Annotated in this window: 21 protein-coding genes, 3 tRNA genes and 2 pseudogenes; 16 read left to right on the top strand and 10 right to left on the bottom strand. The window is 38.5% G+C overall.

Features of this window, described 5'->3' with window-relative positions; genetic code table 11:
- The 3 genes from FIM66_RS06890 to hemH all read right to left on the bottom strand — a co-directional run.
- Positions 1-2512 (bottom strand): cytochrome c biogenesis protein (locus tag FIM66_RS06890; protein ID WP_140600276.1); only part of this gene is annotated, 2512 nt, incomplete at its 3' end.
- A gap of 8 nt (positions 2513-2520) precedes the next feature.
- Positions 2521-3192, bottom strand: a complete 672-nt coding sequence (locus FIM66_RS06885; RefSeq protein WP_140497144.1) for a SoxW family protein — start codon at positions 3190-3192, stop codon at positions 2521-2523.
- A gap of 73 nt (positions 3193-3265) precedes the next feature.
- Positions 3266-4273, bottom strand: a complete 1008-nt coding sequence (gene hemH / locus FIM66_RS06880; RefSeq protein WP_140600275.1) for a ferrochelatase — start codon at positions 4271-4273, stop codon at positions 3266-3268.
- 55 nt (positions 4274-4328) lie between these two features.
- Here hemH and FIM66_RS06875 point away from each other — a divergent pair, with 55 nt between their 5' ends.
- Together FIM66_RS06875 and FIM66_RS06870 are read left to right on the top strand one after the other, a co-directional pair.
- Positions 4329-4760 (top strand): hypothetical protein, encoded by a 432-nt coding sequence (locus tag FIM66_RS06875; RefSeq protein WP_121294669.1) that lies wholly within the window; start codon positions 4329-4331, stop codon positions 4758-4760.
- Positions 4761-5441, top strand: coding sequence for a 16S rRNA (uracil(1498)-N(3))-methyltransferase (locus tag FIM66_RS06870; protein ID WP_140600274.1), 681 nt, complete (start codon positions 4761-4763; stop codon positions 5439-5441).
- An 82-nt stretch (positions 5442-5523) separates the two neighbouring features.
- On the opposite strand, the gene FIM66_RS06865 is transcribed toward FIM66_RS06870, so the two are convergent.
- Both FIM66_RS06865 and dcd read right to left on the bottom strand, forming a co-directional pair.
- Positions 5524-7632, bottom strand: coding sequence for a porin family protein (locus FIM66_RS06865; protein WP_140548696.1), 2109 nt, complete (start codon positions 7630-7632; stop codon positions 5524-5526).
- A gap of 215 nt (positions 7633-7847) precedes the next feature.
- Positions 7848-8414: a dCTP deaminase gene (gene dcd / locus FIM66_RS06860; protein WP_140476131.1), complete on the bottom strand. Its 567-nt coding sequence runs from the start codon at positions 8412-8414 to the stop codon at positions 7848-7850.
- Between the two features lie 129 nt (positions 8415-8543).
- Here dcd and accB point away from each other — a divergent pair, with 129 nt between their 5' ends.
- The 6 genes from accB (at position 8544) to pseC (ending at position 13820) form a co-directional block, all read left to right on the top strand.
- Positions 8544-9026, top strand: a complete 483-nt coding sequence (gene accB / locus FIM66_RS06855; RefSeq protein ID WP_001053829.1) for an acetyl-CoA carboxylase biotin carboxyl carrier protein — start codon at positions 8544-8546, stop codon at positions 9024-9026.
- 5 nt (positions 9027-9031) lie between these two features.
- A complete protein-coding gene (locus FIM66_RS06850; protein ID WP_120837025.1) occupies positions 9032-10399 on the top strand; it encodes an acetyl-CoA carboxylase biotin carboxylase subunit in 1368 nt (455 codons plus the stop codon).
- Between the two features lie 85 nt (positions 10400-10484).
- Complete coding sequence (locus FIM66_RS06845; protein ID WP_140600273.1) at positions 10485-11447, top strand: SAM-dependent methyltransferase; 963 nt, start codon at positions 10485-10487, stop codon at positions 11445-11447.
- The gene (locus FIM66_RS06840; protein WP_140600272.1) at positions 11447-11995 is read left to right on the top strand and encodes a restriction endonuclease; all 549 of its coding nucleotides are present in this window, start codon (positions 11447-11449) and stop codon (positions 11993-11995) included. The genes FIM66_RS06845 and FIM66_RS06840 overlap by 1 nt, the downstream gene beginning before the upstream one ends.
- A gap of 92 nt (positions 11996-12087) precedes the next feature.
- Positions 12088-12687: a Laminin subunit alpha-2 precursor gene (locus tag FIM66_RS06835; RefSeq protein ID WP_120860408.1), complete on the top strand. Its 600-nt coding sequence runs from the start codon at positions 12088-12090 to the stop codon at positions 12685-12687.
- A complete protein-coding gene (pseC, locus tag FIM66_RS06830; RefSeq protein ID WP_140548702.1) occupies positions 12684-13820 on the top strand; it encodes a UDP-4-amino-4,6-dideoxy-N-acetyl-beta-L-altrosamine transaminase in 1137 nt (378 codons plus the stop codon). The genes FIM66_RS06835 and pseC overlap by 4 nt, the downstream gene beginning before the upstream one ends.
- A gap of 25 nt (positions 13821-13845) precedes the next feature.
- On the opposite strand, the gene FIM66_RS06825 is transcribed toward pseC, so the two are convergent.
- Positions 13846-13930, bottom strand: a tRNA-Leu gene (locus tag FIM66_RS06825).
- 198 nt (positions 13931-14128) lie between these two features.
- On the opposite strand from FIM66_RS06825, the gene FIM66_RS06820 reads away from it, so the two are divergent.
- Genes FIM66_RS06820 through truA form a run of 4 tightly spaced genes read left to right on the top strand, consistent with a single transcriptional unit; the run spans position 14129 to position 17570 of the window.
- Positions 14129-15154: a ribonucleotide-diphosphate reductase subunit beta gene (locus tag FIM66_RS06820; protein ID WP_140567239.1), complete on the top strand. Its 1026-nt coding sequence runs from the start codon at positions 14129-14131 to the stop codon at positions 15152-15154.
- A 9-nt stretch (positions 15155-15163) separates the two neighbouring features.
- Complete coding sequence (gene pcm, locus FIM66_RS06815; protein WP_108313900.1) at positions 15164-15793, top strand: protein-L-isoaspartate O-methyltransferase; 630 nt, start codon at positions 15164-15166, stop codon at positions 15791-15793.
- A 10-nt stretch (positions 15794-15803) separates the two neighbouring features.
- Positions 15804-16841: an LptF/LptG family permease gene (locus FIM66_RS06810; protein WP_000589931.1), complete on the top strand. Its 1038-nt coding sequence runs from the start codon at positions 15804-15806 to the stop codon at positions 16839-16841.
- Positions 16842-17570 (top strand): tRNA pseudouridine(38-40) synthase TruA, encoded by a 729-nt coding sequence (truA, locus tag FIM66_RS06805; RefSeq protein WP_140600271.1) that lies wholly within the window; start codon positions 16842-16844, stop codon positions 17568-17570. It begins immediately after the preceding gene.
- On the opposite strand, the gene galE is transcribed toward truA, so the two are convergent.
- Positions 17564-18598: a UDP-glucose 4-epimerase GalE gene (gene galE / locus FIM66_RS06800; RefSeq protein ID WP_140548708.1), complete on the bottom strand. Its 1035-nt coding sequence runs from the start codon at positions 18596-18598 to the stop codon at positions 17564-17566. The genes truA and galE overlap by 7 nt on opposite strands.
- Positions 18599-18712: 114 nt before the next feature.
- Between galE and FIM66_RS06795 the strand changes: the two genes are divergently transcribed.
- The 4 genes and pseudogenes from FIM66_RS06795 (at position 18713) to FIM66_RS06780 (ending at position 21624) form a co-directional block, all read left to right on the top strand.
- Positions 18713-18789, top strand: a tRNA-Ile gene (locus FIM66_RS06795).
- A 15-nt stretch (positions 18790-18804) separates the two neighbouring features.
- Positions 18805-18880 (top strand) — tRNA-Ala (locus FIM66_RS06790).
- 437 nt (positions 18881-19317) lie between these two features.
- Positions 19318-20853 carry a hypothetical protein gene (locus tag FIM66_RS06785; protein WP_140548710.1) on the top strand — a complete coding sequence of 512 codons (1536 nt, stop codon included), beginning with the start codon at positions 19318-19320 and terminating at the stop codon, positions 20851-20853.
- 17 nt (positions 20854-20870) lie between these two features.
- A pseudogene (locus FIM66_RS06780) lies at positions 20871-21624 on the top strand (SDR family oxidoreductase).
- A 311-nt stretch (positions 21625-21935) separates the two neighbouring features.
- Here FIM66_RS06780 and FIM66_RS06775 read toward each other — a convergent pair.
- The 3 genes and pseudogenes from FIM66_RS06775 to FIM66_RS06765 form a co-directional block, all read right to left on the bottom strand.
- A pseudogene (locus tag FIM66_RS06775) lies at positions 21936-22219 on the bottom strand (tetratricopeptide repeat protein); the annotation flags it as partial.
- A 122-nt stretch (positions 22220-22341) separates the two neighbouring features.
- On the bottom strand, positions 22342-23214 hold the full coding sequence (gene hcpC / locus FIM66_RS06770; protein WP_120927966.1) for a Sel1-like repeat protein HcpC: 873 nt from the start codon (positions 23212-23214) through the stop codon (positions 22342-22344).
- A gap of 74 nt (positions 23215-23288) precedes the next feature.
- Entirely contained in the window at positions 23289-23909 is a 621-nt protein-coding gene (locus FIM66_RS06765) for a bifunctional 4-hydroxy-2-oxoglutarate aldolase/2-dehydro-3-deoxy-phosphogluconate aldolase (protein ID WP_140548712.1), read from the bottom strand.
- Positions 23910-23915 lie beyond the last annotated feature (6 nt).

Below are 23915 nucleotides of genomic sequence, written 5' to 3'. Positions count from 1 at the left end.
ACCCCCAATAGCGCCCCCAAGATTCATTCGCCCACACCCCGCCTAAGAAATTCCCGGCCGTGAGCATGAACAGGCCTAAAATCATGCTCATTTCATTGATAGCGCTAATGGAGAGAATGGTTTTGTCTAAATTGAAACGCCCTTGTTTGCGCAAAATAAACAAAACCAAACTCAAAATCCCTAGCACAAAACACAAACCCAAAAAGCCATAACTGGCGGTGATGACAGAAACATGGATATTGAGCCAATAGGATTTTAACACCGGCACTAAATGGCCAATTTGAGGGTCCATAAAGCCTAAATGGGCCACAAAGAGCGCGATACCGGCTAAAAAGCTAGAAGCCGATAGTGCGAGTTTGGAGCGTAAAACAAACCCTGCAATAACAGAAGCCCATGCGATATAAAGCATGGACTCATAAGCGTTGCTCCAAGGCGAATGCCCGCTCACATACCAGCGTAAAACTAGCCCCATAGAATGAGCGATCGCACAAAGCAAAATAGCCATATAAAGGGTTTTAGTGGGCCAAACATTTGGAATCGTGTTTTTAACAAGAGAGCTGATCACCACGATAAAAAGCAACAACCCTAAAAGGAGGTAAGGCAAAGTCAGGCGGTTAAAAAAATTGGTGTGGTTTAAAAAAATTTCAGAATCCACTTTAGAAGAGGGCAAATAGAGGTTTTTGGCATGCTCTTTTTGGTAAATGCTTAAATCTTTTAGGGTTTTTTCCACTTTATCCCATTGATTGGTTTTTAAAGCGTCATCAAAGCCGCTAAAAATATTTTTTAAAAACTCCGTTGCCACGCTTGAAATTTCTTTATTAGGGCTGTTGATCGCTTCAATAGGCGAGAGCCAAGCGGTGGTTTTATCGCTAGGGAAAATGCGTAAAAATTGAGCGCTAAAAAGCGTATAAACTAAGTTGATTCGTTCATCTACTTTTAAGATGTCTTTATCCAACTCGTTGCGCGCATTAGGGGATTTTTGATTGACTTCTTCAACCAAATTTTTTAATTTATACCCACGGCTATCAAAAACATCTCTAAAAGCGATACGGCTTTCGTCTAAAGGCGTGCCGATAAGCTTTCTTAAGGCTTTATTGGAAGTGTAAATCATCTTAATACTGCGCCAATCATTGGGGAAAAACATGATCCCTAAAAGCGTTTGCATGGCGTTTAGCCCTTGAAAATCATCTTTTCTTAAAATCTTATGGACATATTCAATACTAATGGTATCAAGGGGTTTGATGCGCCCGTCAAAATCCTGGACTTGAAGCCTTTGAAAGGCTTTTAAATGATCTTTGGAATACTCTCTTAAACGTTTCAAACGCTCTAAAATCGCGCTTTTAGAATCTTCTTTATTAGCAGAATTTTCTATCTTTTGTCGTTCTATTTTAGCGCTTTTGCCCCCATGCATGTCAATTTGGCCTTCATTGGCGAACGAAGAAGTAAAAGGGCTGACTAGAATTAAAGCGAGTAAGAAACTAGCGGCTTGTTGGGATTTTAAAAAGCGTGAAAGCTTTAAAAAACGCCCGTTTTTATCCAAAAGCAACCACAAAGCCCCCAAAATAAGCATCGCATACCCTAAATAAGTGGGGATTTTACCCGGATCTTTATTGACAGAAAGGATCGTGCCTTTTTCATCCATGTCATAAGAAGATTGGAAAAAGCGATAACCTTCATAATCTAAGACATGGTTCATAAAAATCCTATAAGGTTTGATTAAAGTGTTATCCAATTTCAAAACTTCCACTTCTGAAGCGTAAGATGAAGGGCTCATAGAGCCGGCGTAGCGCTCTAATTCAAAACGCTTCAGTTTGATTTGAAAAGGCAACTCAATATAAGCGGATCCAAAACTTAAAGAGAGCTTGTCGTCTTTAAACATCTCGCTTTCTTCTATGCCTTCATTCCTGTTGTTTTTAATGAGGTTGAATTTGCGGCTCACGCCGTTATAAGTCGCTTTCAACACTAAAATCATGGCATCATCTTTTTTAATGGCGTTTTGCTTGTAAATCTCTAAGGGTTCTAAAATCAAAGGCTTGTGATCTAAAGTGGCATGAATGGGTTTTAATCGTTTGGAATAATAAAAAGTTAAAGGCGTTTTTAAAGAAAGTTTTTTTTCGTCGTTTAGGGTGATATTAAGGTAAGTGTCCGCGCTTTCAAAAGAGCTTTGCGCGCTGTTTTCTCGCACATGCATAAGCCCTTCTACGCCAAAAAAGCGCGTGATGGCTGCCCCTAAAATGATGAAAATCAAGGAGCTGTGGAAAAAAAGGCTCGCATACCTTTTGCGCTCCAAAGCTTTAGATTTAATGAATGTGCCTATTAAAACCACCAACAAATACGCATGCAAGAAATTAAACCAAGGGGTGTTATACACAATCGCCTTACTCGCGCTCGTGCCGTAATCGTTTTCTATAAAAGTGGCTATCGCGCATGTGCAAGCGTAGAGCACGATTAAAGGGATAGCGACCCAAAAAGAAGCCAGCAAAAAAGAGAGCAAGCTCTTAAGGTTTTTCATGCACTTTCCTAGCTGGATTTGTTTTTAGAAAGGTTGGTTTTATACTTGATGTAAGCCTTTAATTTTTTAGTGAGATCCTCATCGTTTTTCGTGTCTTGATACTTCCCATCGCCGATAAATTCTAACACGGCTAAAAATTGTGTGGAGGGCATATAGCCGGGCAATTCATAGATGGTTTTACCGGTTTTATCGGATAAAACAATCGTAGGGGTGGATTGGACGGCATAAATTTGCGCTAATTCTTCTGTGGACATTTTGATTTCTTTTTCATCATTTTTATCCTTATCGCCAACCTTAAAATTATGCTCTTTGGAGTAGCTGATATTGACATAGTAAGCGCTAAAATGCTCTTTAATGTAGTCGTACAATTCTTTGACATTTTTGAGATCTTTTTTAAACCTTTCGCAATAGGAGCAACCATTACGCCCAAAAACTAAAAGCATGTATTTATCATTGGGGCTAATAGACTTATTGTCTAAAAAAACATCTTCTAAACCGGCGTAACTCTTTTTGTCTATATTGTCTCGCTCATCGTTCAATTCTTTGGAGCTTTGAGAGCCAGAGCTTAAAAGATTTTCATCTAACTTTTCTTTATTGTTGGATTTGCAAGCGCTTAAAACTAATGAAATCAATAACAAAACGCTTAAAAATTTCTTGGAAACATAAGAAAGTGAAAACATGTAATAACCTTTATTGTTTGATAAATTTGGAAACTCGGTATTTTACTATAATAATCGCCTTTTTATGCAAATTTCACTCACTTTTAAGGTTTTTCACTAATTCAATGATAAATTTTGCAAACTCTATGGAATCGTTTAAGCATGGGCAAACCAAATATTCTTTAACCGCCAAGCGCTCTGCCATCAAGCGGTATTGCATGTCTAATTCATAGATCGTTTCAGAATTATCAATCGTAAAAGCCAAAGGATAGATGATAATGTTAGATTTGCGGTGCTTTTCTATCAGCTCTTCAGTGCTTGGCTCTAGCCATTTCATAGGCCCTAGCTTAGATTGGTAAGAGAGTAAAACTTCTTTAAAAGGGATATTTTTTTGTTGCATCAACTCTTTTAACAAACTCACATGGTGTTCGCATTCTTGCTGGTAAGTATCGCCGGCATCAACAATGCTTTTGGGTAAGCCATGGACGGAAAAGATTAAGACAAAATCCTGGCTTTTGCGGTTGTTTAGGGTGCTTAAAATCATGTTTAAAATGATTTCATTAAGCTTTTTGTCAGCATAAAAGCGCTCTATGACTCGCACCTTGGGGCGGAAAATTTCTAAAGATTTGAGAGCGCTAAAAGCGTCATTGAAACTAGAAAGGGTGGTGGTGCTAGAATATTGCGGATACATGGAAAAAAACACCAAGCTTTCTACCTCTTTTAAGGCTAAATCTTGCAAGACCATAGACGCATAAGGGGGGGTATAGCGCATCGCATAAGTGTAAAAGCGAGAAGGATCCAATTGGTTCAAACGCTCTGTAAGGGCGAATGTGATAGGCGTTAAAGGGGATCTGCCTCCTAATTTTTCATAGATTTTTTTGGATTTTTCTATGCGGCTATTGACGATTATTTTACCCACCATTTTACGCATAAAATTATTTTTAATGGTAAGGATAAAGGGGTCATCAAACATGTTTTTTAAAAACACCCCCACTTCATAAAGGCTGTTAGGCCCTCCCATATTCAAAAGAACAACCGCTTCTTTGGGGGATTTTGTGGCGTTATTTTCTAAATTATTAAGCTTTTCATTGATTAAATTCATTGGTGCATGCTAAAATAAAACGATTAATAAAAAATAAATCGTTAGAAAGAAGTTAATGTTAGAGATGAGTTTGCAAGCATTAAATACACAAGATTCTTCTGTGATGGCTCAATCCTTGCTTATCCATGCCTTTTTTGCCGCCTTGCTCGCCCTAGCCTTTATGATCAATCTTTACACCCTTTTTAAAGAAAAGAATTTTATCCAATTAAACCGAAAAATCTATCTTGTCATGCCAGCGATTTACATTCTTTTAAGCATCGCTCTTTTGAGCGGGATTTTTATTTGGGCGATGCAACAATTTGAATTTTCTTTTAGCGCTGTTGTCATGCTTTTAGGGTTGTTGTTGATGCTCATAGCAGAAATCAAACGCCATAAAAGCGTGAAATTCGCTATCACTAAAAAAGAAAGGATGGAAGCGTATATTAAAAAAGCTAAAATCCTGTATTTTTTAGAAACGATTCTTATTGTTGTGTTAATGGGCATTTGAATGCGTTTTGTCTACCACCCTTTAGCCAAAGAGCCTACTTTAAAAATAGAAGGCGAGAGTTATATCCATTTATACCGCTCAAGGCGTATCAAAAGCGCGAGTCGTTTGGATTTAAGGAATTTAAAAGACGGCTTTTTATACACCTATGAGCATGCAGAAATCACTAAAAAACACGCCCTTTTAAGGCTAGTGGGCACGCAACCATTAGAGATTATGGCTAATAAAAAAACGCATTTGATTTTAAGCGTGATTGAAATCAAAAGCGTTGAAAAAATCCTACCCTTTTTAAACCAGTTAGGCGTGAGCAAGTTGAGTTTGTTCTATGCGGATTTTAGCCAGCGCAATGAAAAAATAGACAGCGCCAAATTAGAACGCTTCCAAAAGATTTTGATCCATTCTTGCGAGCAATGCGGCCGCAGCGTTTTAATGGAATTGGAAGCGTTTCCAAGCACCAAAGAAGTGTTAAACGCCTACCCTAAGGCGAGCGTTTTAGATTTTAACGGCGAAACCTTACCCGCAAGCGCGAATTTTGAAAAGGGTATTATCATAGGGCCTGAAGGAGGCTTTAGCGAACAAGAAAGGGAGTATTTTAAAGAACGTGAAATTTATCGCATCCCATTAGATATGGTGCTAAAGTCTGAGAGCGCGTGCGTGTTTGTGGCGAGTATCGCGCAAATTTAGGGGGCATTGCAAAAGTTTTAAAAACAAATTCTAAAAACTTAACTTTTTGCTAAAAAGCTTCAAGTAAAGCAAAGTTTAAAATTTAAAATACCCACCCGTAATTAAAAAACACCTTAAAATGACTGCCCCCCTCATTCAAAACAACAGAGTCTGCATAGATACCATTATTAGAAGCGATTTTAATACCGCTTTGGATTAAAGGAACGCTAATGCCTATGGAATATTTAGAATGCTTGTAGCGGTAATTGAACCCAGTAACTATATCCAAATTACCGCTCCCTTTGACTTGATTGAAGACATAGTAGCTATTGTATAAGCCCCTTAACCCCCCAAACACCCCAAAAGAGGAAGCAAAAACTTTTTTAGTTGGATGGTCTTGCTTTTTATTAGTATAAGTGGTGATGAAATCAAACAGCACATCCATTCCCCCACCATAGCTTAATTGCTGGATTTTTTCATCGTTAGCTTTGGCGTAGTTGTATTTGATGATGCCGTAATAGGCTAACCCGATGTAGTCATTGAAATAATGTTGGTAGCCTATTTTAACATTGGCCCCTAAAATAGGGCTTCTAAAATTTTTACTTGAAGAGTGGTAAGTGGTGGTGGAAGTGGTGGAAAAATTTTGCGTGATCGCACTGACCATAGAGGTTGCAAAATTTTGCGCATTCAACCCAGCGTTTAAATGGCTGGTTTGGCTATTTAGGTTAGCGAAATTAATGGGCAGGGCGTTTTGATTGATGAGCTGTTGCCAAACGGCAGTAGTAACCCCTATAAGCCCGGCTGGGACTTGAGCGCAATTGGTGTAGATGGAATTGGGGTAATTGCTGGGGAAAGCGGGCTGATTTTTGCCGCCAAAACGAGAGCAAACATCATAGGTGTAACCATCCTGATCTTTCACTTCTTTCCCATTTGTAAATTTTAATTCTTCTTTCCCATTGACTAATTCTTCTTTTCCACCCTCACATTCTTGTATGGCTCCGCCGTTTTCTTGACACAAACGCACCCTTTGATAAGTCATGTTCCCATTATGCGTATAGCCTTTAGTGTGGCTAAATTCATGGATAATGTCTCTTAATTCCACAATATCAACTTTGTTCAAAGTTTTACCAAACAATTTTTCAGGATTTAAGGCAGAAGCTTCTATCCCTAGATTACCATCATTATCATCAAGTTCATACCCTAGCCCTACAAACCCTGATTTTAGGATATTCACTTCAAGATTGATCGTTCTTCTAAACGCATCTATAACGGATTGTGGGGTTAGCACGTATTTTTCATAGATGGGAGCGACACGCCCGTTATTGAAAGGATTCACGCACTTAGGAAAGTCAGAGCCGCACTCTGATGGGCTGTTAGAAAATTGGAAAGGAGCGTTTAAAACGGCTTCTTCCCAAGCTTTAGAGTCAAACACTGCAATCATATTCAGCATTAAATTAGTCAATTGTTCTGCGGTTTGTGGGGTGAAATCTGACACGCAATTAGTGCAATTACCTTTAAAATTGTTGGTATCGGCGTTTTCATAACTCATCGTTACATTGGTCGTGATTTGGCTGAGCTTTTGAAACAAACTTTGCGTGTTAGCATCAGAAAATTGTGTGGCAGTGGCTTGAAGTTGTTGGTAATTAAAGCTATCAGCTTGTTCAAATTCTGAATCATTAAACAAGCTTGCAGGCAGAATGATTTGAGAATCTTTAGGGATAGTCTCTATCACGCCTAAATTGATTACCTTGCCTTGAGCGTCTTTAAAACTAAGTTCAACATTGTTTAAATTGTAAGGCAGAAAGTTTTGTATGGTTACGCTCCCATTAACCATATTCGCATACACAGGGCTTTGAGAATAAAAAGTTAAGCCATTTTCTATATTGTTCGTGGTGAATAGTTCGGTTGCGTTTTTTAAAATGGTGTTTTGGAGGATGTAGTATCTCCCATAGACGCTTTGTGGGGTGGCTGTATCACTCTTGTTTTGTTCTTTGGGTTGCTCTTTGGTTTGGGGGTGGGTTAGGGGGTTTTCATAGATTTTTTGGGTGTTTTGGGTTATTGTTTGTTCTTTAGTTTGCGTGCCTTCTAATAACCCGGTTTCAAACCCGGCTTCTACAAAAAAGCCGTCTTTTTGGTGTTTTTGAAAGGCTTCTAAAGGGTTGAACAAGCCGATTAAGGACAAACAAATCGTTCTGCTAACGAGTTTTAGCATGGTAATTTCCTAAATGGTTTAGCGTTTTGTTCTCAAAGAGTTTGTAACTCAATAAAACTGAAGTTTCGTATTATAATACATTTTTGAGAAATTGCGGTATTGTTTGTATTAAAAAACGAATAATATTTGATAAAGAAAGGCTTTAATTGTTATGGGAATGGATAAAAAGATTAAAAAGTTTGATGGAGTTAGATTATTCCAGCTTTAATTTTTTGTCATTTCAAAATTTTAGGTAAAGTGATGCCCACTTGCCCTTGATACTTACCGTCTCTGTCTTTATAGCTTTGCTCGCACACTTCATCGCCTTGCAAAAACACCACTTGCGCGATCCCCTCATTGGCATAGACTTTAGCCGGTAAATTAGTAGTGTTAGAAATTTCAATCGTGATATAGCCTTCAAATTCCGGCTCAAAAGGCGTAACATTCACAATAATCCCGCATCTGGCGTAAGTGCTTTTGCCTAAACAAATCGCTAAAGTGTCTTTAGGCATTTTAAAATACTCTATCGTATGGGCTAGGGCGAACGCGTTAGCGGGCAAGATAAAAAAACCCTCTTTACTCGCATCAATTTTAGTTGCGTTGTTAGGGTTAAAGTTTTTAGGGTCAATCAAAGCGTTTTTGTTATCAAAGAGCATGAACTCACTCCCCACTCTAATATCATACCCATAACTGCTCAAACCATAGCTGATCACATTCTTACCGACTTGCTTTTCGCAAAAAGGGCTAATCATGCCATGCTCTAAACTCATTTTTTTAATCCAAGAATCCGCTTTTAATCCCATACGCACAAAGCCTTTAAAGTTTGTTAATAATTATGTTATTATAACAATAATTTTTTGCTAAAAACGCTTATGGTTAGTAAGATTATGCGTTTGTGGCATACTTTAAAATAATATAAGGAATAGATCGTTATGAACCTTTCTGAAATTGAAGAGTTGATCAAAGAATTTAAAGCTTCTGATTTAGGGCATTTGAAATTAAAGCATGAGCATTTTGAACTGGTTTTGGATAAAGAATCCGCTTATACGAAAAAAAATGCGTTAAATCCCGCTCATTCTCAAGCCTCCATCCAAGCCCCCATCATGGTAGAAGCGAGCATGCCAAGCGCTCAAACCCCTGTGCCTATGGTATGCACCCCTATTGTGGATAAAAAAGAAGATTTCGTGCTTTCGCCTATGGTAGGCACTTTTTATCATGCGCCATCCCCTGGGGCTGAGCCTTATGTCAAAGCGGGCGATACGCTTAAAAAAGGGCAAATCGTGGGCATTGTAGAAGCGATGAAAATCATGAATGAAATTGAAGTGGAATACCCTTGCAAGGTGGTTTCTGTTGAAGTGGGAGACGCTCAACCGGTAGAATACGGCACGAAACTCATCAAAGTGGAAAAGCTTTAAAACCCATGAATAAAGAAAATAAAAAGGTAGAGAAAAAAGAGCTTTCACGCATTTTGATCGCTAATAGAGGCGAGATCGCTTTAAGAGCGATCCAAACCATTCAAGAAATGGGTAAAGAATCCATAGCCATTTATTCTATCGCTGACAAGGACGCCCACTACCTCAATACGGCTAGCGCAAAAGTGTGTATAGGGGGGGCAAAATCCAGCGAGAGTTACTTGAATATCCCTGCGATCATCAGTGCGGCGGAATTGTTTGAAGCGGATGCGATTTTCCCCGGGTACGGGTTTTTGAGTGAAAATCAGAATTTTGTAGAAATTTGCTCGCACCATTCTTTGGAATTTATTGGCCCAAGCGCGAAAGTCATGGCTTTAATGAGCGATAAATCCAAAGCCAAAAGCGTGATGAAAGAAGCCGGCATGCCTGTGATTGAGGGTAGCGATGGGTTGCTTAAAAGCTATCAAGAAGCTGAAGAAATCGCTGATAAAATCGGCTACCCTGTCATCATTAAAGCGGCCGCTGGTGGGGGTGGGAGAGGGATGCGCGTCGTAGGAGATAAATCCAAGCTTAAAAACCTTTATCTAGCCGCAGAAACGGAAGCTTTGAGCGCGTTTGGCGATGGAAGCGTGTATTTAGAAAAGTTCATCAACAAGCCTAAACACATTGAAGTCCAAATTCTAGCCGATAAGCATGGCAATGTCATTCATGTGGGCGAAAGGGATTGCTCGGTGCAAAGACGCCAACAAAAGCTCATTGAAGAAACCCCGGCGGTGGTTTTAGAAGAAGGCGTGCGTAAGCGTTTGTTAGAAACAGCGATCAAGGCCGCTAAATACATCGGCTATGTGGGGGCGGGGACTTTTGAATTTTTGCTTGATTCTAACATGAAAGATTTTTATTTCATGGAGATGAACACTCGTTTGCAAGTGGAACACACCATTAGCGAAATGGTGAGCGGGTTAAACCTTATTGAATGGATGATTAAAATCGCTCAAGGCGAAAAATTGCCCAAGCAAGAAAGCTTTTCCCTCAAAGGGCATGCGATAGAATGCCGAATCACAGCAGAAGATCCTAAAAAATTCTACCCAAGCCCGGGCAAAATCACCGAATGGATCGCCCCTGGTGGGGTGAATGTGCGCCTTGATTCGCACGCGCATGCTAATTATGTCGTGCCTACGCACTACGATTCGATGATTGGCAAGCTCATTGTGTGGGGTGAAAACAGAGAAAGAGCGATCGCCAAGATGAAAAGGGCTTTAAAGGAATTTAAAGTAGAAGGCATTAAAACGACCATTCCTTTCCACCTTGAAATGCTTGAAAATGCGGATTTCAGGCAAGCAAAAATCCACACGAAGTATTTAGAAGAAAATTTTTAAGTTTTAAGGGTTTTTTTAAGCATAGTTTAAGGATTTTAAGCGATCAGAAAGAATCAGCATTAAGTTTTATAGTAAAGTTTTTTTCATGCAAACCTTGTTTAAAGAAATTACCCCTAAACGCTATGCCAATGGCAATGAGATGAAAGAAAATTCTAGCAATGTTCTAGATCAGTATTTCACTAAACCTAGTGTGGCTTTAAAATGCTTCCAAAAAGCTTGTGAAGTGATTAAAAAATACGAAAATCTAGATGACTTTATTTTTTTAGAACCAAGTGCAGGCGATGGGGTGTTTTATGACTTATTCCCTAAAAATAGACGCATTGGCATAGATATTGAACCCAAAAGAGATGGATTTATTCAATGCGATTTTTTAAATTATAAATTGCCCACACATCAAAAAATAATTTGCTTGGGCAACCCTCCTTTTGGGCATCGTGGGGTTATGGCATTAGAATTTATCAACCATGCTAGAAATTGTGATTTTGTGTGTTTTATTTTGCCCATGTTTTTTGAAAGTCAAGGAAAAGGATCTATTAAGTATCGTGTGAAAGGTTTAAATCTGCTTTATAGCGAACGCTTAGAAAAAAATGCGTTTATAGATTTTAAAGATAAAGAAGTGGATGTGCATTGCGTGTTTCAAATTTGGAGCAAAAAGTATCAAAACAAAAAAAGTGAATTTTCTTGGTATAAGGATCGCCATAAAGAACCCTTTAGCGAATATATCAAGGTTTTCACGGTTTCATTAGCTAAAAACAGAGAATGCGGTAAAGAGTGGATTTTTAATCAAAAAGCGTCTTTTTACATTTCATCAACTTTTTATAAAAGCACACAAATTGTAGAGAACTTTGAGGAAGTTAAGTATCAATCTGGTATTGCTGTGGTATTTACTAGCGCTGACAAGGTTTTAAACGCTAAATTAAAAAAACTATTCAAAGAAATTGATTGGACAAAATACGCAAGTTTAGCGACTAATTCTTGCTATCATTTAGGCAAAAGTCATATTTTTCAAGCCTTATATGATCATTTGGATGGTTTAAAGGATAATTGATGGACTTAGAACAAACTTTTTTAAAAATTATTGAAAAAAAACATAAAGAATTGAATTTAGGACAAGATTACAACGCTATTTTTTCAAAAATTAGAGATTTTGAAGCCAACGCTATAGGGCAGATTGGTGAAGAGTTTTTAAAAAGCGTGCTTAACGCCATAGATGGAGTAATCAATGATGGCATTATTCATGATGAATACGATATTATGACAAAAAGCGGCGTATCCTTTGAAGTCAAAACAGCACGAAAAGGCAGAACCAACAACACTTTTCAGTTCAATGGTATAAACCCACGATACAACTATGATTTTTTGATTTGCTTAGGAGTGTGCGAGGACCAATTACTTTATAGAGTTTTTAAAAAAGATGAAATCCATTACATTCATAAAGAAAGAAAATACTTTATGAAACAAAATGAATTTAAAAAGCAATTGGTGCCAATGAATCCTGATAATCAAGTCAATTATAAGCTCACCCTCAATCTTAAAGAACTGAAAGAAATTACAAACCTCATCAAAGAGTTAGAAAGGGTTTTAGGGTTAGATTAATATTTTTAGATAGAATTGAGTGGATCAAAATGTTTTTAGGAATAAAGTTTGCTTATCTTATCTTTAAGAAATAAAATGAAGTGGAGGATAGGATGTCTAAGATTTCAAATCATTATAACCCGTCTTTGATGATGAGGGATTACCATACCCAAAGGGTTAGTCCGCACGCAAGAAAAGAAGAAAATAAGGAAATTCAAAATCTTTCAGAGAATGATGAAAAGATCAAATTGGCCAAACAAGCTAAGCAGGATAACCTAGCCATAGGGGATTTAGAAAGCCGTCTCAAAAGCTTAAAGGGCATGGATAAAGACGCTAAAGAGTTGGTGGGGATTTCTAAATCTTACGCTCACAACAATGAAAAAGATCGAAGCGATTTTGAGCGTTTTAAAGGCCGTTTGGATAAAGCGATTGATTCTTTCAACCAAAAATCAGGCAACGATAGTTTGAAACTCCCTAGCAATATTGATATTGATGACACGAAAGCTTTGGAGAAATTTTCAAAATCATTAGAAAGTGAGAAAGAAAACATCCAAAACTCTTTGCACCAGTGGAAAAAACAGCTCGCTGAAACGAATCATTTAAACAAGGAATACAACACCTTAGATAAAACGAGACTGAACGCTCAAAAATTCCAAGATGTCCATGACACAAGCAAGATCACCCCATCTCGCTTGCAAGACTTGCTCGCTTGAAATTGTTTGCTTATAGCGAGCCTTGTTTAGATGAAGAAGATAAAAAGGCTGTTTTAGAGGTTTTAAATTCCAAACAGCTCACGCAAGGCAAACGCTCTCTGTTATTTGAAGAAGCTTTGTGCGAGTTTTTGGGCGTTAAACATGCGTTAGTGTTTAACAGTGCGACTTCAGCCCTTTTAACGCTTTATAGGAATTTTAGCGGATTTAGCGCTCATTGTAATGAAATAATCACCACCCCTATAAGCTTTGTAGCGACGGCTAACATGCTCTTAGAAAGCGGCTATACACCCGTATTTGCTGAAGTCAAAAACGATGGCAATATAGATGAATTGGCCCTAGAAAAGCTCATTAACGAAAAAACCAAAGCCATAGTGAGTGTGGATTATGCCGGTAAAAGCGTGGAAGTAGAAAGCATTCAAAAGCTTTGCAAAAAATATTCTTTGAGTTTTCTTTCTGACAGCTCGCATGCTTTAGGGAGCGAGTATCACAACAAAAAAGTAGGAGGCTTTGCGTTAGCGAGCGTGTTTAGTTTCCATGCCATTAAGCCTATCACTACGGCTGAGGGGGGAGCGGTCGTTACTAATAATAGCGAATTATATGAAAAAATGAAATTGTTTCGCTCTCATGGCATGCTCAAAAAAGATTTTTTTGAAGGCGAAGTCAAAAGCATAGGGCATAACTTCCGCTTGAATGAAATCCAAAGTGCTTTGGGTTTGAGCCAGCTTAAAAAAGCCCCCTTTTTAAGGCAAAAAAGAGAAGAAGTCGCTCTAACCTATGATAGGATTTTTAAAGATAACCCTTATTTCACCCCTTTACACCCCTTGTTAAAACATCAAAGCTCTAACCACCTTTATCCTATTTTAATGGATCAAAAATTTTTTACATGCAAAAAACTGATTTTAGAAAGTTTGCACAAGCTTGGCATTTTAGTCCAAGTGCATTACAAGCCTATTTACCAATACCAATTGTATCAACAGCTCTTCAATACAGCCCCATTAAAAAGCACAGAAGATTTTTATAACGCTGAAATTTCCTTGCCTTGTCATGCGAATTTAAATTTAGAGAGCGTTCAAAACATCGCTCATGGCGTTTTAAAAACTTTTGAAGGTTTTAATAGAATGAGTCCCGTTTAGGGCTTCAAGTCTTAATCATTAAGAATGGTGCGGAAGAAAGGAATCGAACCTTCATGCCTTGCGGCGCTAGATCCTAAGTCTAGTGCGTCTACCAATTTCGCCACTTCCGCACACTGCACGCAACTGCATGCATAAGAAGTAGAAAATAAAGAAGCAGTATTTTAGCTTTTTAATCCTTTAAAAATACTGAAAAATTGAAGTTTTTTAAAATTTGGAGTTTTTTCTGGCTTTAGGGAGTTTTAAATTCTTTTAAGGTATTCTAACAAGACTATATCATTGAGATAGTTTTAAGGAAATTAAGGAACAAAATGGAAGTTTCACGCAAGAAAATTTACAACCCCAATTCTACAGAAAGTGTGAATGAAAGAAAGATTTTTGGGGGCAATCCTACAAGCATGTTTGATTTGAATAAAATCAAGTATCAATGGGCGGATCATTTGTGGAAAACGATGCTCGCTAACACCTGGTTTGCTGAAGAAGTGAGCATGAACGATGACAAAAGAGATTATTTGAAATTAAGCGCAGAAGAAAAGATCGGCTATGACAGAGCTTTAGCGCAACTCATTTTTATGGATAGCTTGCAAGCGAATAATTTAATTGACAATATCAATCCCTTTATCACCAGCCCCGAAATCAATTTGTGTTTGGTGCGTCAAGCTTATGAAGAAGCCTTACACAGCCATGCGTATGCGGTGATGGTAGAAAGCATAAGCGCGAATACTGAAGAAATTTATGACATGTGGCGTAACGATATGCAATTAAAAAGCAAGAACGACTATATCGCGCAAGTGTATATGGAATTAGCCAAAAACCCCACAGAAGAAAACATCCTCAAAGCGCTTTTTGCTAACCAAATTTTAGAGGGGATTTATTTTTATAGTGGGTTTAGCTATTTTTACACTTTGGCTAGGAGCGGTAAAATGCTAGGATCAGCGCAAATGATTCGTTTTATTCAAAGAGATGAGGTAACGCATTTGATTTTATTCCAAAACATGATCAACGCTTTAAGGCATGAAAGAGCGGATCTATTCACGCTGCAATTGATTAATGAAGTCATAGGAATGTTTAAAAAAGCGGTAGAAATTGAAGCTTTGTGGGGGGATTATATCACGCAAGGCAAGATTTTAGGGCTAACTTCAAGCTTGATTGAGCAATACATCCAGTTTTTAGCGGATAGCCGTTTGAGTAAGGTGGGTATCGCTAAAGTTTATGGCGTCCAACACCCCATTAAATGGGTAGAGAGCTTTTCAAGTTTCAATGAGCAACGCTCTAATTTCTTTGAAGCTAGGGTGAGCAATTACGCTAAAGGGAGCGTGAGTTTTGATGATTTTTAAGGGGTTTGTTTGAATAGTATCAAAAACCATTTGATGTGTGAAGAAATCAATAAGCGTTTCAACTTGCACCCCAAAGTGAGAGAGGCTATGGAAAGCATTGAAAGAGAGGTTTTTGTGCCAGCCCCTTTTAAACATTTTGCTTACACTTTAAATGCGCTTTCTATGCAAGCGCAACAATACATTTCTTCGCCCCTAACCGTGGCCAAAATGACGCAATATTTAGAAATTGATCATGTGGATAGCGTGCTAGAAATTGGCTGCGGGAGCGGCTATCAAGCGGCGGTTTTGTCTCAAATTTTTAGGCGCGTTTTTAGCATTGAAAGGATTGAAAGCCTGTATATAGAAGCGCGTTTGCGCCTTAAAACTCTCGGTTTAGACAATGTTCATGTCAAATTCGCTGATGGGAATAAGGGCTGGGATCAATACGCCCCCTATGATAGGATTTTGTTCTCTGCTTGCGCTAAAAATATCCCTCAAGCGCTTATTGATCAGCTTGAAGAAGGTGGGATATTAGTCGCACCCATTCAAGAAAATAACGAGCAAGTGATCAAACGCTTTGTGAAGCAAAATAACGCCTTGCGCGTCCAAAAAGTGTTAGAAAAATGCTCGTTTGTGCCTGTTGTAGATGGGGTGCAATAAAGATTAAGGCATGATTAAACACTATCTTTTCATGGCGGTTTCGCAAGTCTTTTTCTCTTTCTTTTTAGTGCTGTTTTTTATCTCTTCTATCGTGCTATTAATCAGTATTGCAAGCGTAACGCTCGTGATTAAAGTGAGCTTTTTGGATCTGGTGCAACTCTTTTTGTATTCCTTACCTGGAACCATTTTTTTTATTTTGCCGATCACTTTTTTTGCGGCTTGCGCTTTAGGGCTTTCAAGGCTTAGCTATGACCATGAATTGTTAGTGTTTTTCTCTTTAGGGGTTTCGCCTAAAACAATGACTAAAGCGTTTGTGCCTTTAAGTCTGTTAGTGAGTGCGATTTTATTGGTGTTTTCGCTTATTTTAATCCCCACTTCTAAGAGCGCTTATTACGGGTTTTTGCGTCAAAAAAAAGACAAGATTGATATTAACATCAGAGCCGGTGAATTCGGGCAAAAATTAGGCGATTGGCTCGTGTATGTGGATAAGGCTGAGAACAATTCCTATGATAATTTAGTGCTTTTTTCCAATAAAAGCCTTTCTCAAGAAAGCTTCATTCTAGCCCAAAAAGGCAATATCAACAATCAAAACGGCGTGTTTGAATTGAATTTATACAAAGGGCATGCGTATTTCACTCAAGGCGATAAAATGCGTAAAGTTGATTTTGAAGAATTGCATTTGCGCAACAAGCTCAAGTCTTTCAATTCTAATGATGCGGCTTATTTGCAAGGCACGGATTATTTAGGTTATTGGAAAAAAGCCTTTGGTAAAAACGCTAATAAAAATCAAAAACGCCGTTTTTCTCAAGCGATCTTAGTTTCATTGTTCCCTTTAGCGAGCGTGTTTTTGATCCCCCTATTTGGTATCGCCAACCCACGATTCAAAACGAATTGGAGTTATTTTTATGTCCTTGGAGCGGTTGGGGTTTATTTTTTAATGGTGCATGTGATTTCTACGGATTTGTTTTTGATGACCTTTTTCTTCCCCTTTATTTGGGCGTTTGTCTCTTATTTGTTGTTTAGAAAATTCATTTTAAAGCGTTATTAAATGCGGTGTTTTAAGGCTACTATCGCTTATGATGGGGCGTATTTTTTAGGCTATGCCAAACAGCCTAACAAACTCGGCGTTCAAGATAAGATAGAGAGCGCTTTAAATGCGCTAGGGATTAAAAGCGTTGTAATTGCGGCTGGGCGCACGGATAAAGGCGTGCATGCGAATAACCAGGTTTTGTCTTTTTATGCTCCAAAACACTGGAATGCCGCTAAATTATTTTATTATCTAGCCCCTAAACTCGCCCCGCACATTGTCTTAAAAAAGCTAGAAGAAAAAAACTTCCATGCGCGTTTTGACGCTCAAAAAAGAGCGTATCGTTACCTTTTAACAAAGAATTTAAAAACGCCTTTTTTAGTGCCTTATATCGCTTGTGGGGATTATGGCTCACTAGATGCATTAAACACCGCTTTAAAGCAATTCATAGGCAAGCATGATTTTTCCATGTTTAAGAAAGAAGGCGGAGCGACAACCAATCCTAAACGCGCTATTTTTAACGCTTTTGCTTATACAGCCTTTATCATGGGGCATGAGTGCGTGGTGTTTAAAATCATTGGCGATGCGTTTTTACGCTCCAGCGTGCGTTTGATCATTCAAGCATGCGTTCAATATTCACTAGAAAAAATCACGCTCGCTGAAATTGAAATGCAAATCCACAACCTCAAAGCCACTATAAGAACGCCCATAATGGCTAATGGCTTGTATTTGCACAGGGTGTATTATTGAAATCTTAAAAGGTGCTCTTCCCAATCTAGAGCGCTTTTGATAATGGTGTCTAGGTTGTCATAAAGGGGTTTGAAAGGGGTGTTTTGTAGGATTTTAGCGTTATTGGCAATAAGGCTTGCTGGATCGCCCTGTCGTTTGTCTAAAATTTCCACTAAAAAATCGTTGTTTGAGATTTCTTTGACCTTTTCTATCACTTCTTTCACGCTATGGCCTTGATTGTAGCCGACATTATAGATCTCGCTCTTATTTTTTTCTAAAAGAGTGTGATAGCTCGCTAAATGCGCGTTAGCCAAATCATCTACATGGATATAATCCCTAATGCAAGTGCCATCTCTTGTGGGGTAGTTAGTGCCAAAAATCCCCATTTTTTTCCTTTTCCCCACCGCGCATTCGCATGCGATTTTGATCAAATGCGTGGCGTTGAGCGTGCGCTGTCCTAGCGTGTAAGGCGTGGTATAATCATTTTGCATGCATGCCCCAGCCACATTGAAATAGCGCAAAATAACGCATTTAAAATCCGCTATTTTAGAAGTGTCTAACAAGATTCTTTCGCTCATCATTTTAGACGCTCCATAAGGATTAATGGGGTTTAAGGGGCTTTCTTCATTCAAGCTTGAACCAGATTCGCCATAAACCACGGCCGTGGAAGAAAAAATAAAACGCTTGATTGCATGTTTTAAGCAAAGTTTGACAAGCTCTAAAGTGTTGAGCGTGTTATTGGTGTAGTATTCTAAAGGCAAGCGTGTGGATTCTTCTACTGAGATTTTAGCCCCAAAATGCAAGATAGCTTCAATGGGATCTTTTAGCTGCTGCTCATTCAAAAACGCGTCTAATTTGTGCGTTTCATTCAAATTCGCTTGAATAAACACAACCCTATTAGGGTAATAACGCTCTAACGCTTTGATATGTTCTAAAAAACCGGTGCTTAAGTCATCTACAATAATGATGTTTTCTTTGGTTTTTTCTAAAAACGCCCTTGCGGTATGCGATCCTATATACCCGCACGCCCCCGTGAATAATAATGCCATAAAACCCCTTTTAAAATGAAAAAATAACAACTATTATAACATCTTAATCCCATTTATCATTTAAGGATTTCTTAAGAAAATTTAATCTATAATTTCATCTTTATTGGCTTTTAAGGGCTTATAGCTCAGGTGGTTAGAGCGCACCCCTGATAAGGGTGAGGTCGGAGGTTCAACTCCTCCTAAGCCCACCATTTTTTACAATCTTTGGGGAATTAGCTCAGCTGGGAGAGCGCCTGCTTTGCACGCAGGAGGTCAGCGGTTCGATCCCGCTATTCTCCACCATTGTTTTTCTCCTTAAATTTTTTTCTTTTTATCCATCATGTTTGGTTGAGAAATCCTAAACGATTGGATCGTCCTTGTTTAACGCCGCAAGTCTTTTAATTTAAAACTCCTTGATAAAAGATTAAATTAAATTGAGATTTTTTGTTTGCTTTGTTCTTTATATTGTTGTGCAAAATCTCTTTTGCTTTGTAATCTTTCGCTTTCTATCTTTGGCGGCTTTATCGGCTTATATTATGTTCTAGGGGGCTTAAAATTTTAGGGTTTTGGGTTTTTCAATGATTGTAAGCGTGTTGTTACTAAATTGTGGGTTTTGAGCGCTTGATTCTTTCTTTATCAGCTCAATTCAAGCCTTTCGTTAAGGCTTTATAAAAAATGTTAGAAACCCTTACAAAACAAGCTAATATATTCCATTCAATTTGCTTCAAGGACAAACAAACATGAAAAAACTTCTTTATACCATACTCGCGCTTCTTTTAATCGGCCTTTTAACAACCTATCTCATCCTTTTTACAGAATGGGGGAACAAAATCATCGCTTCGTATATAGAGAAAAAAATCAACCCAAACGAGTGCTATTTGAGCGTTAAAACCTTTAAATTGAGATTCAACTCTTTGGATTTTAAAGCTCAAGCCAACGATGATTCTGTTCTCATTCTTAAGGGGGATTTTTCACTTTTAAAGCAAAGCGTGGATTTGAATTACCAGATAGATATTAAAAATTTACGCTCTTTCAAAGAATGGATACCCTACCCTTTAAGGGGGGCTGTTATTACTTCTGGGAATATCAAAGGGCATAGGAAAGCCCTTGTAGTTCAAGGCGTCTCTAATGTGGCTCAATCCCACACTGCCTACAACGCCCTTTTAGATGATTTCAAGCTTTCTCACTTAAGCTTGAACGCAAAAGACGCCAATTTAGAAGATTTGCTTTATTTAATCAATCGCCCCGCTTATGCGAATGCAAGAGTGTCCTTACAGGCGGATTTTAACTCTCTAAAGCCTTTAGAAGGGCATTTGATCCTAACAGCTAATAACGCTTTAATCAACAACGCTTTAATGAATCAAATTTTTCATTTAAACCTTAAAGACACGCCTGTTTTCAACCTCTCGCACTCAAGCGATTTTAAAGAAAACAAAGCCATCAGCGATACCACCCTAACTAGCCCTTTAGTTAATTTCACAGCCCTAAAAAGCGAATATCTTTTCTCTATTTTAAAACTCAACGCCCCCTACACTTTAGAAATACCCAACCTAGCCAAACTCCAAAACATGATCAACCACCCCTTAAAAGGGAGCTTGACTTTAAACGGCAATATAGAGCAAAGCCCCAAACTCTTAAAAGTCAATGGCCATTCAAATTTACTAGACGGCACGCTGGATTTCACGCTTTTAAATAAAGATTTGAAAGCCCGTTTTTCCAATATTTCCACTTTAAAAGCCTTAGATTTATTCCATTACCCTAAATTTTTCCAATCCATTGCAGACGCTAATTTGGATTATAACCTTAGCACCAAGCAAGGCGTGTTGAAAACCAATCTCAAAAACGCAAGATTCCTCAAAAATGCATTCAGCGATTTCCTCTACTCCATTTCTAAATTTGATATTACGAAAGAAATCTATAACGATGCCAATCTGGTAAGCCAAATCAACCAGCAACGCCTGCTCTCTGATTTGAGCTTAAAAAGCCCCAAAACCCAATTGAAAATCCATAACGGCTTGTTAGATTTAAGCACCAAACAAATAGACATGCTCATGGATGCGGAAATCTTAAAATTCATCTTTAAAATGAAACTTCAAGGCAACATGCACCAGCCAAAATTTTCTCTCATTTTAAACGAAAAAGCTATTCAGCAAAACCTGCAACAAGGCTTGAAAGAAATCCTTAAAAACGACACCCTTAAAAAAGGTTTAGACCATTTGCTTAAAGATGATAAGCTCAAAGAAAAGCTTGAAAAAGGGCTTAAGAGGCTTTTTTAAAATTTTAAAGGACAGAAATGGCACACATTTTAGTTAGCGGGGCGACTTCAGGGTTTGGGCTAGAAATCGCTAAGGCGTTTTTACAAAAAAAACCATGTGGTTTTTGGCACAGGGAGGCGAAAAGAGAATTTACAAAAATTGCAACTCGCTTACCCTAAGCGTTTCATTCCCTTGTGTTTTGATCTCCAAAACAAGCTTGAAGTGAAACGAGCGATAGAGACTATTTTTTCCATGACGGATCGCATTGACGCTTTAATCAATAACGCCGGCTTAGCACTAGGCTTGAACAAGGCTTATGAATGCGAGTTAGACGACTGGGAAATCATGATAGACACGAATATCAAGGGGTTGTTGCATCTCACCCGCTTGATCTTGCCCTCTATGATAGAGCATGACCAAGGGACTATCATCAATCTTGGCTCTATCGCTGGCACTTACCCCTATCCTGGCGGGAATGTCTATGGAGCGAGCAAGGCGTTTGTGAAGCAATTTTCTTTAAATTTGCGAGCGGATTTGGCTGGCACTAACATTAGAGTGAGTAATGTTGAACCTGGTTTGTGTGGCGAAACCGAATTCAGCATGGTGCGTTTTAAGGGCGATAAAATCAAAGCCCAATCCGTCTATGAAAACACCCTTTACCTCAAACCACAAGATATTGCTCACATCGTGCTATGGATTTATGAACAACCCTCGCATGTCAATATCAACCGCATAGAAATCATGCCCACAAGCCAAACTTTCGCTCCCCTACCCACCCATAAAAACCCTTAAGGGGTTTTAAATAAAGGCTTTGTTAAACAAACCATAAAAGAGCTTGACGCTAGCCAAGCAATAGTTTTTTGAAGCGATCTTATGGGGGTTATGGGGTTTTTAGTTTGCAGGAGAGAATTATTTCAAAATACCCCCTATCCCCTTTAAAAATGAGTTTTACCATAAAATAAAATTTAAAATGATAAAACAAAAAATAAAACAATAAGAAAGATTGAAATCAGCTAAGCGAAAGCCGTTTAGCCTAGCTTTATTAGGGCTAAACTTTTATTTTAAATGGTAATGGTTGAGAAGATCGCAATCTTTTCATCTCCTAATTTACAACTCTTTTTAAAGTTTTCTATCGCTTGCTTTTCATCTTTTGCTATGCCTATGCCATCGTATTGCATCAATCCTAAAGCAGAACACCCATCACCATCATTCAATTCGCAAGCTTTTTCAAAATATTTCTTAGCTTGAGTGAAATCTTGCTTACTGTAACTATTTCTACCCAAATCAACAAGTTTTTTAGCATTTGGCTCTGCCATTAACCCCCCCCTAAACACAACGCACCCAAACATAAGACCCTAAAAAGGGCTTTTTTGACATTTTTTAGCATGACACTTCTTCTATTCAAAATTTTATTGTAGCCAGAAAGATTAGCTTGTGGGGTCTATGCCAAAATCTTAAAAAGCATAAAAACCAATCAAACGAAAGCCGTTTGATCAAGCCTTATTCAAACTAAACTTTGATTTTGAGCTGCTTGAGAATATCGCATGCCCCTTTAGCGCCTAATTTACAGCCTTTTTTAAAGTTTTCTATGGCTTGCTTTTCATTCCTTGTTATGCCTTCGCCATTGTATTGCATAGCCCCTAAATTGAAACACCCTCCGCCATTTTCCAATTCGCATGCCTTAGAATAACGAGCGAGAGCCTCTTTAAAATTCTTTACCACGCCATCGCCATGATGATACATATTCCCTGCGTTAAAGCACCCCGGACTGTCTTTTAAGTCGCAAGCTTTATCATACGAAGCGAGCGCTTTTTTCAAATCTTTAGGCGTGCCTCTGCCTGCATCATACAAGCTCCCTAATATCGTGCAACCATCGCCATCGTTTAAATCGCACGCTTTAGCAAAATATTCCACCGCTTTTTTAAAATCCCTAGTTACCACTTTACCATCATGATAAATCCCCCCTAAGCTCGCACACCCTTCGGCGTATTTCAAATCGCACGCTTTAGAGTAGTATTGTAAGGCTTTGTTGGTGTTTTGGGACACGCCTTGCCCGCTATAATATAAATTCCCTAGCAAATGGCACCCATTGCTGTAATTTAAATCGCAAGCCTTAGTGTAAAAGGAGGCGGCTTTTTTCAAGTTTTTTTCCACCCCATGCCCTTGATAATAAAGCACCCCTAAATTAAAACACCCACTATTTTCTTTCAAATCGCAAGCTTTTTCAAAATATTTCTTCGCTTGAGTGAAATCCTGCTCTTTGTAGCTCTTTGCCCCCAAACCCACAAGCTCTTTAGGGTCTTGCTCTGCCATTAGCCCCCCTAAACACAACGCGCCCAAGCACAAAACCCTAAAAAAAGATTTTTTGACATTTTCTAACATGATGTATCTCCTTATTAAAAATTCTATTATAGTGTTATTAAGCAAATACAAAACGCCATGATCTCTTTGTTATCTTAAGCTAACGCCCTCTTGCAAATTTCTGTGATCTTATCCCACTCTTTGTTTTGAATTAAATCTTTAGGGGTAAGCCAACTCCCCCCCACGCACAAAACATTTTCTAAATTCAAATAAGAACGCATGTTATCTGCGCTAATCCCCCCAGTGGGGCAAAATTTCACCCCTTTAAAAGGGCCGTTAAAAGCGTTTAAAAGCTTAACGCTCCCGCAATACTCTGCCGGGAAAAATTTCAAAGCGTGATAGCCCCATTCTAAAGCCTGCATGACTTCACTACTGCTAGAAACCCCGGGTATTAAAGGCATGTCTTTTTTCTTTGCGTGTTCTAAAAGGCTAGGCGTAAGACCCGGGCTAATCAAAAACTCTGCCCCCCTATTTTGAGCTTGCTCTAATTGAGCAGAGTTTAATATCGTTCCAGCGCCCACGCGCATTTCTGGCACATTCTTAGCGATAAGCTCTATGGCCTCTAAAGCGCAACTGGAGCGCAAAGTAACTTCTATGATTGGAATACCCCCCTCTATCAAGCTTTGCGCTAAAGGCACAGCGTCTTTTAAATCCTCAATCACCACCACAGGGACAATAGGGCTGATTTGTAAAATTTCTATTATTTTATCTTGCATTTTATC

The sequence above is a fragment of the Helicobacter pylori genome, assembly GCF_006439795.1.
In the GTDB taxonomy this organism is placed as follows: Bacteria; Campylobacterota; Campylobacteria; order Campylobacterales; family Helicobacteraceae; genus Helicobacter; species Helicobacter pylori_CR.
This window is presented reverse-complemented; position numbering and strand designations above follow the sequence as displayed.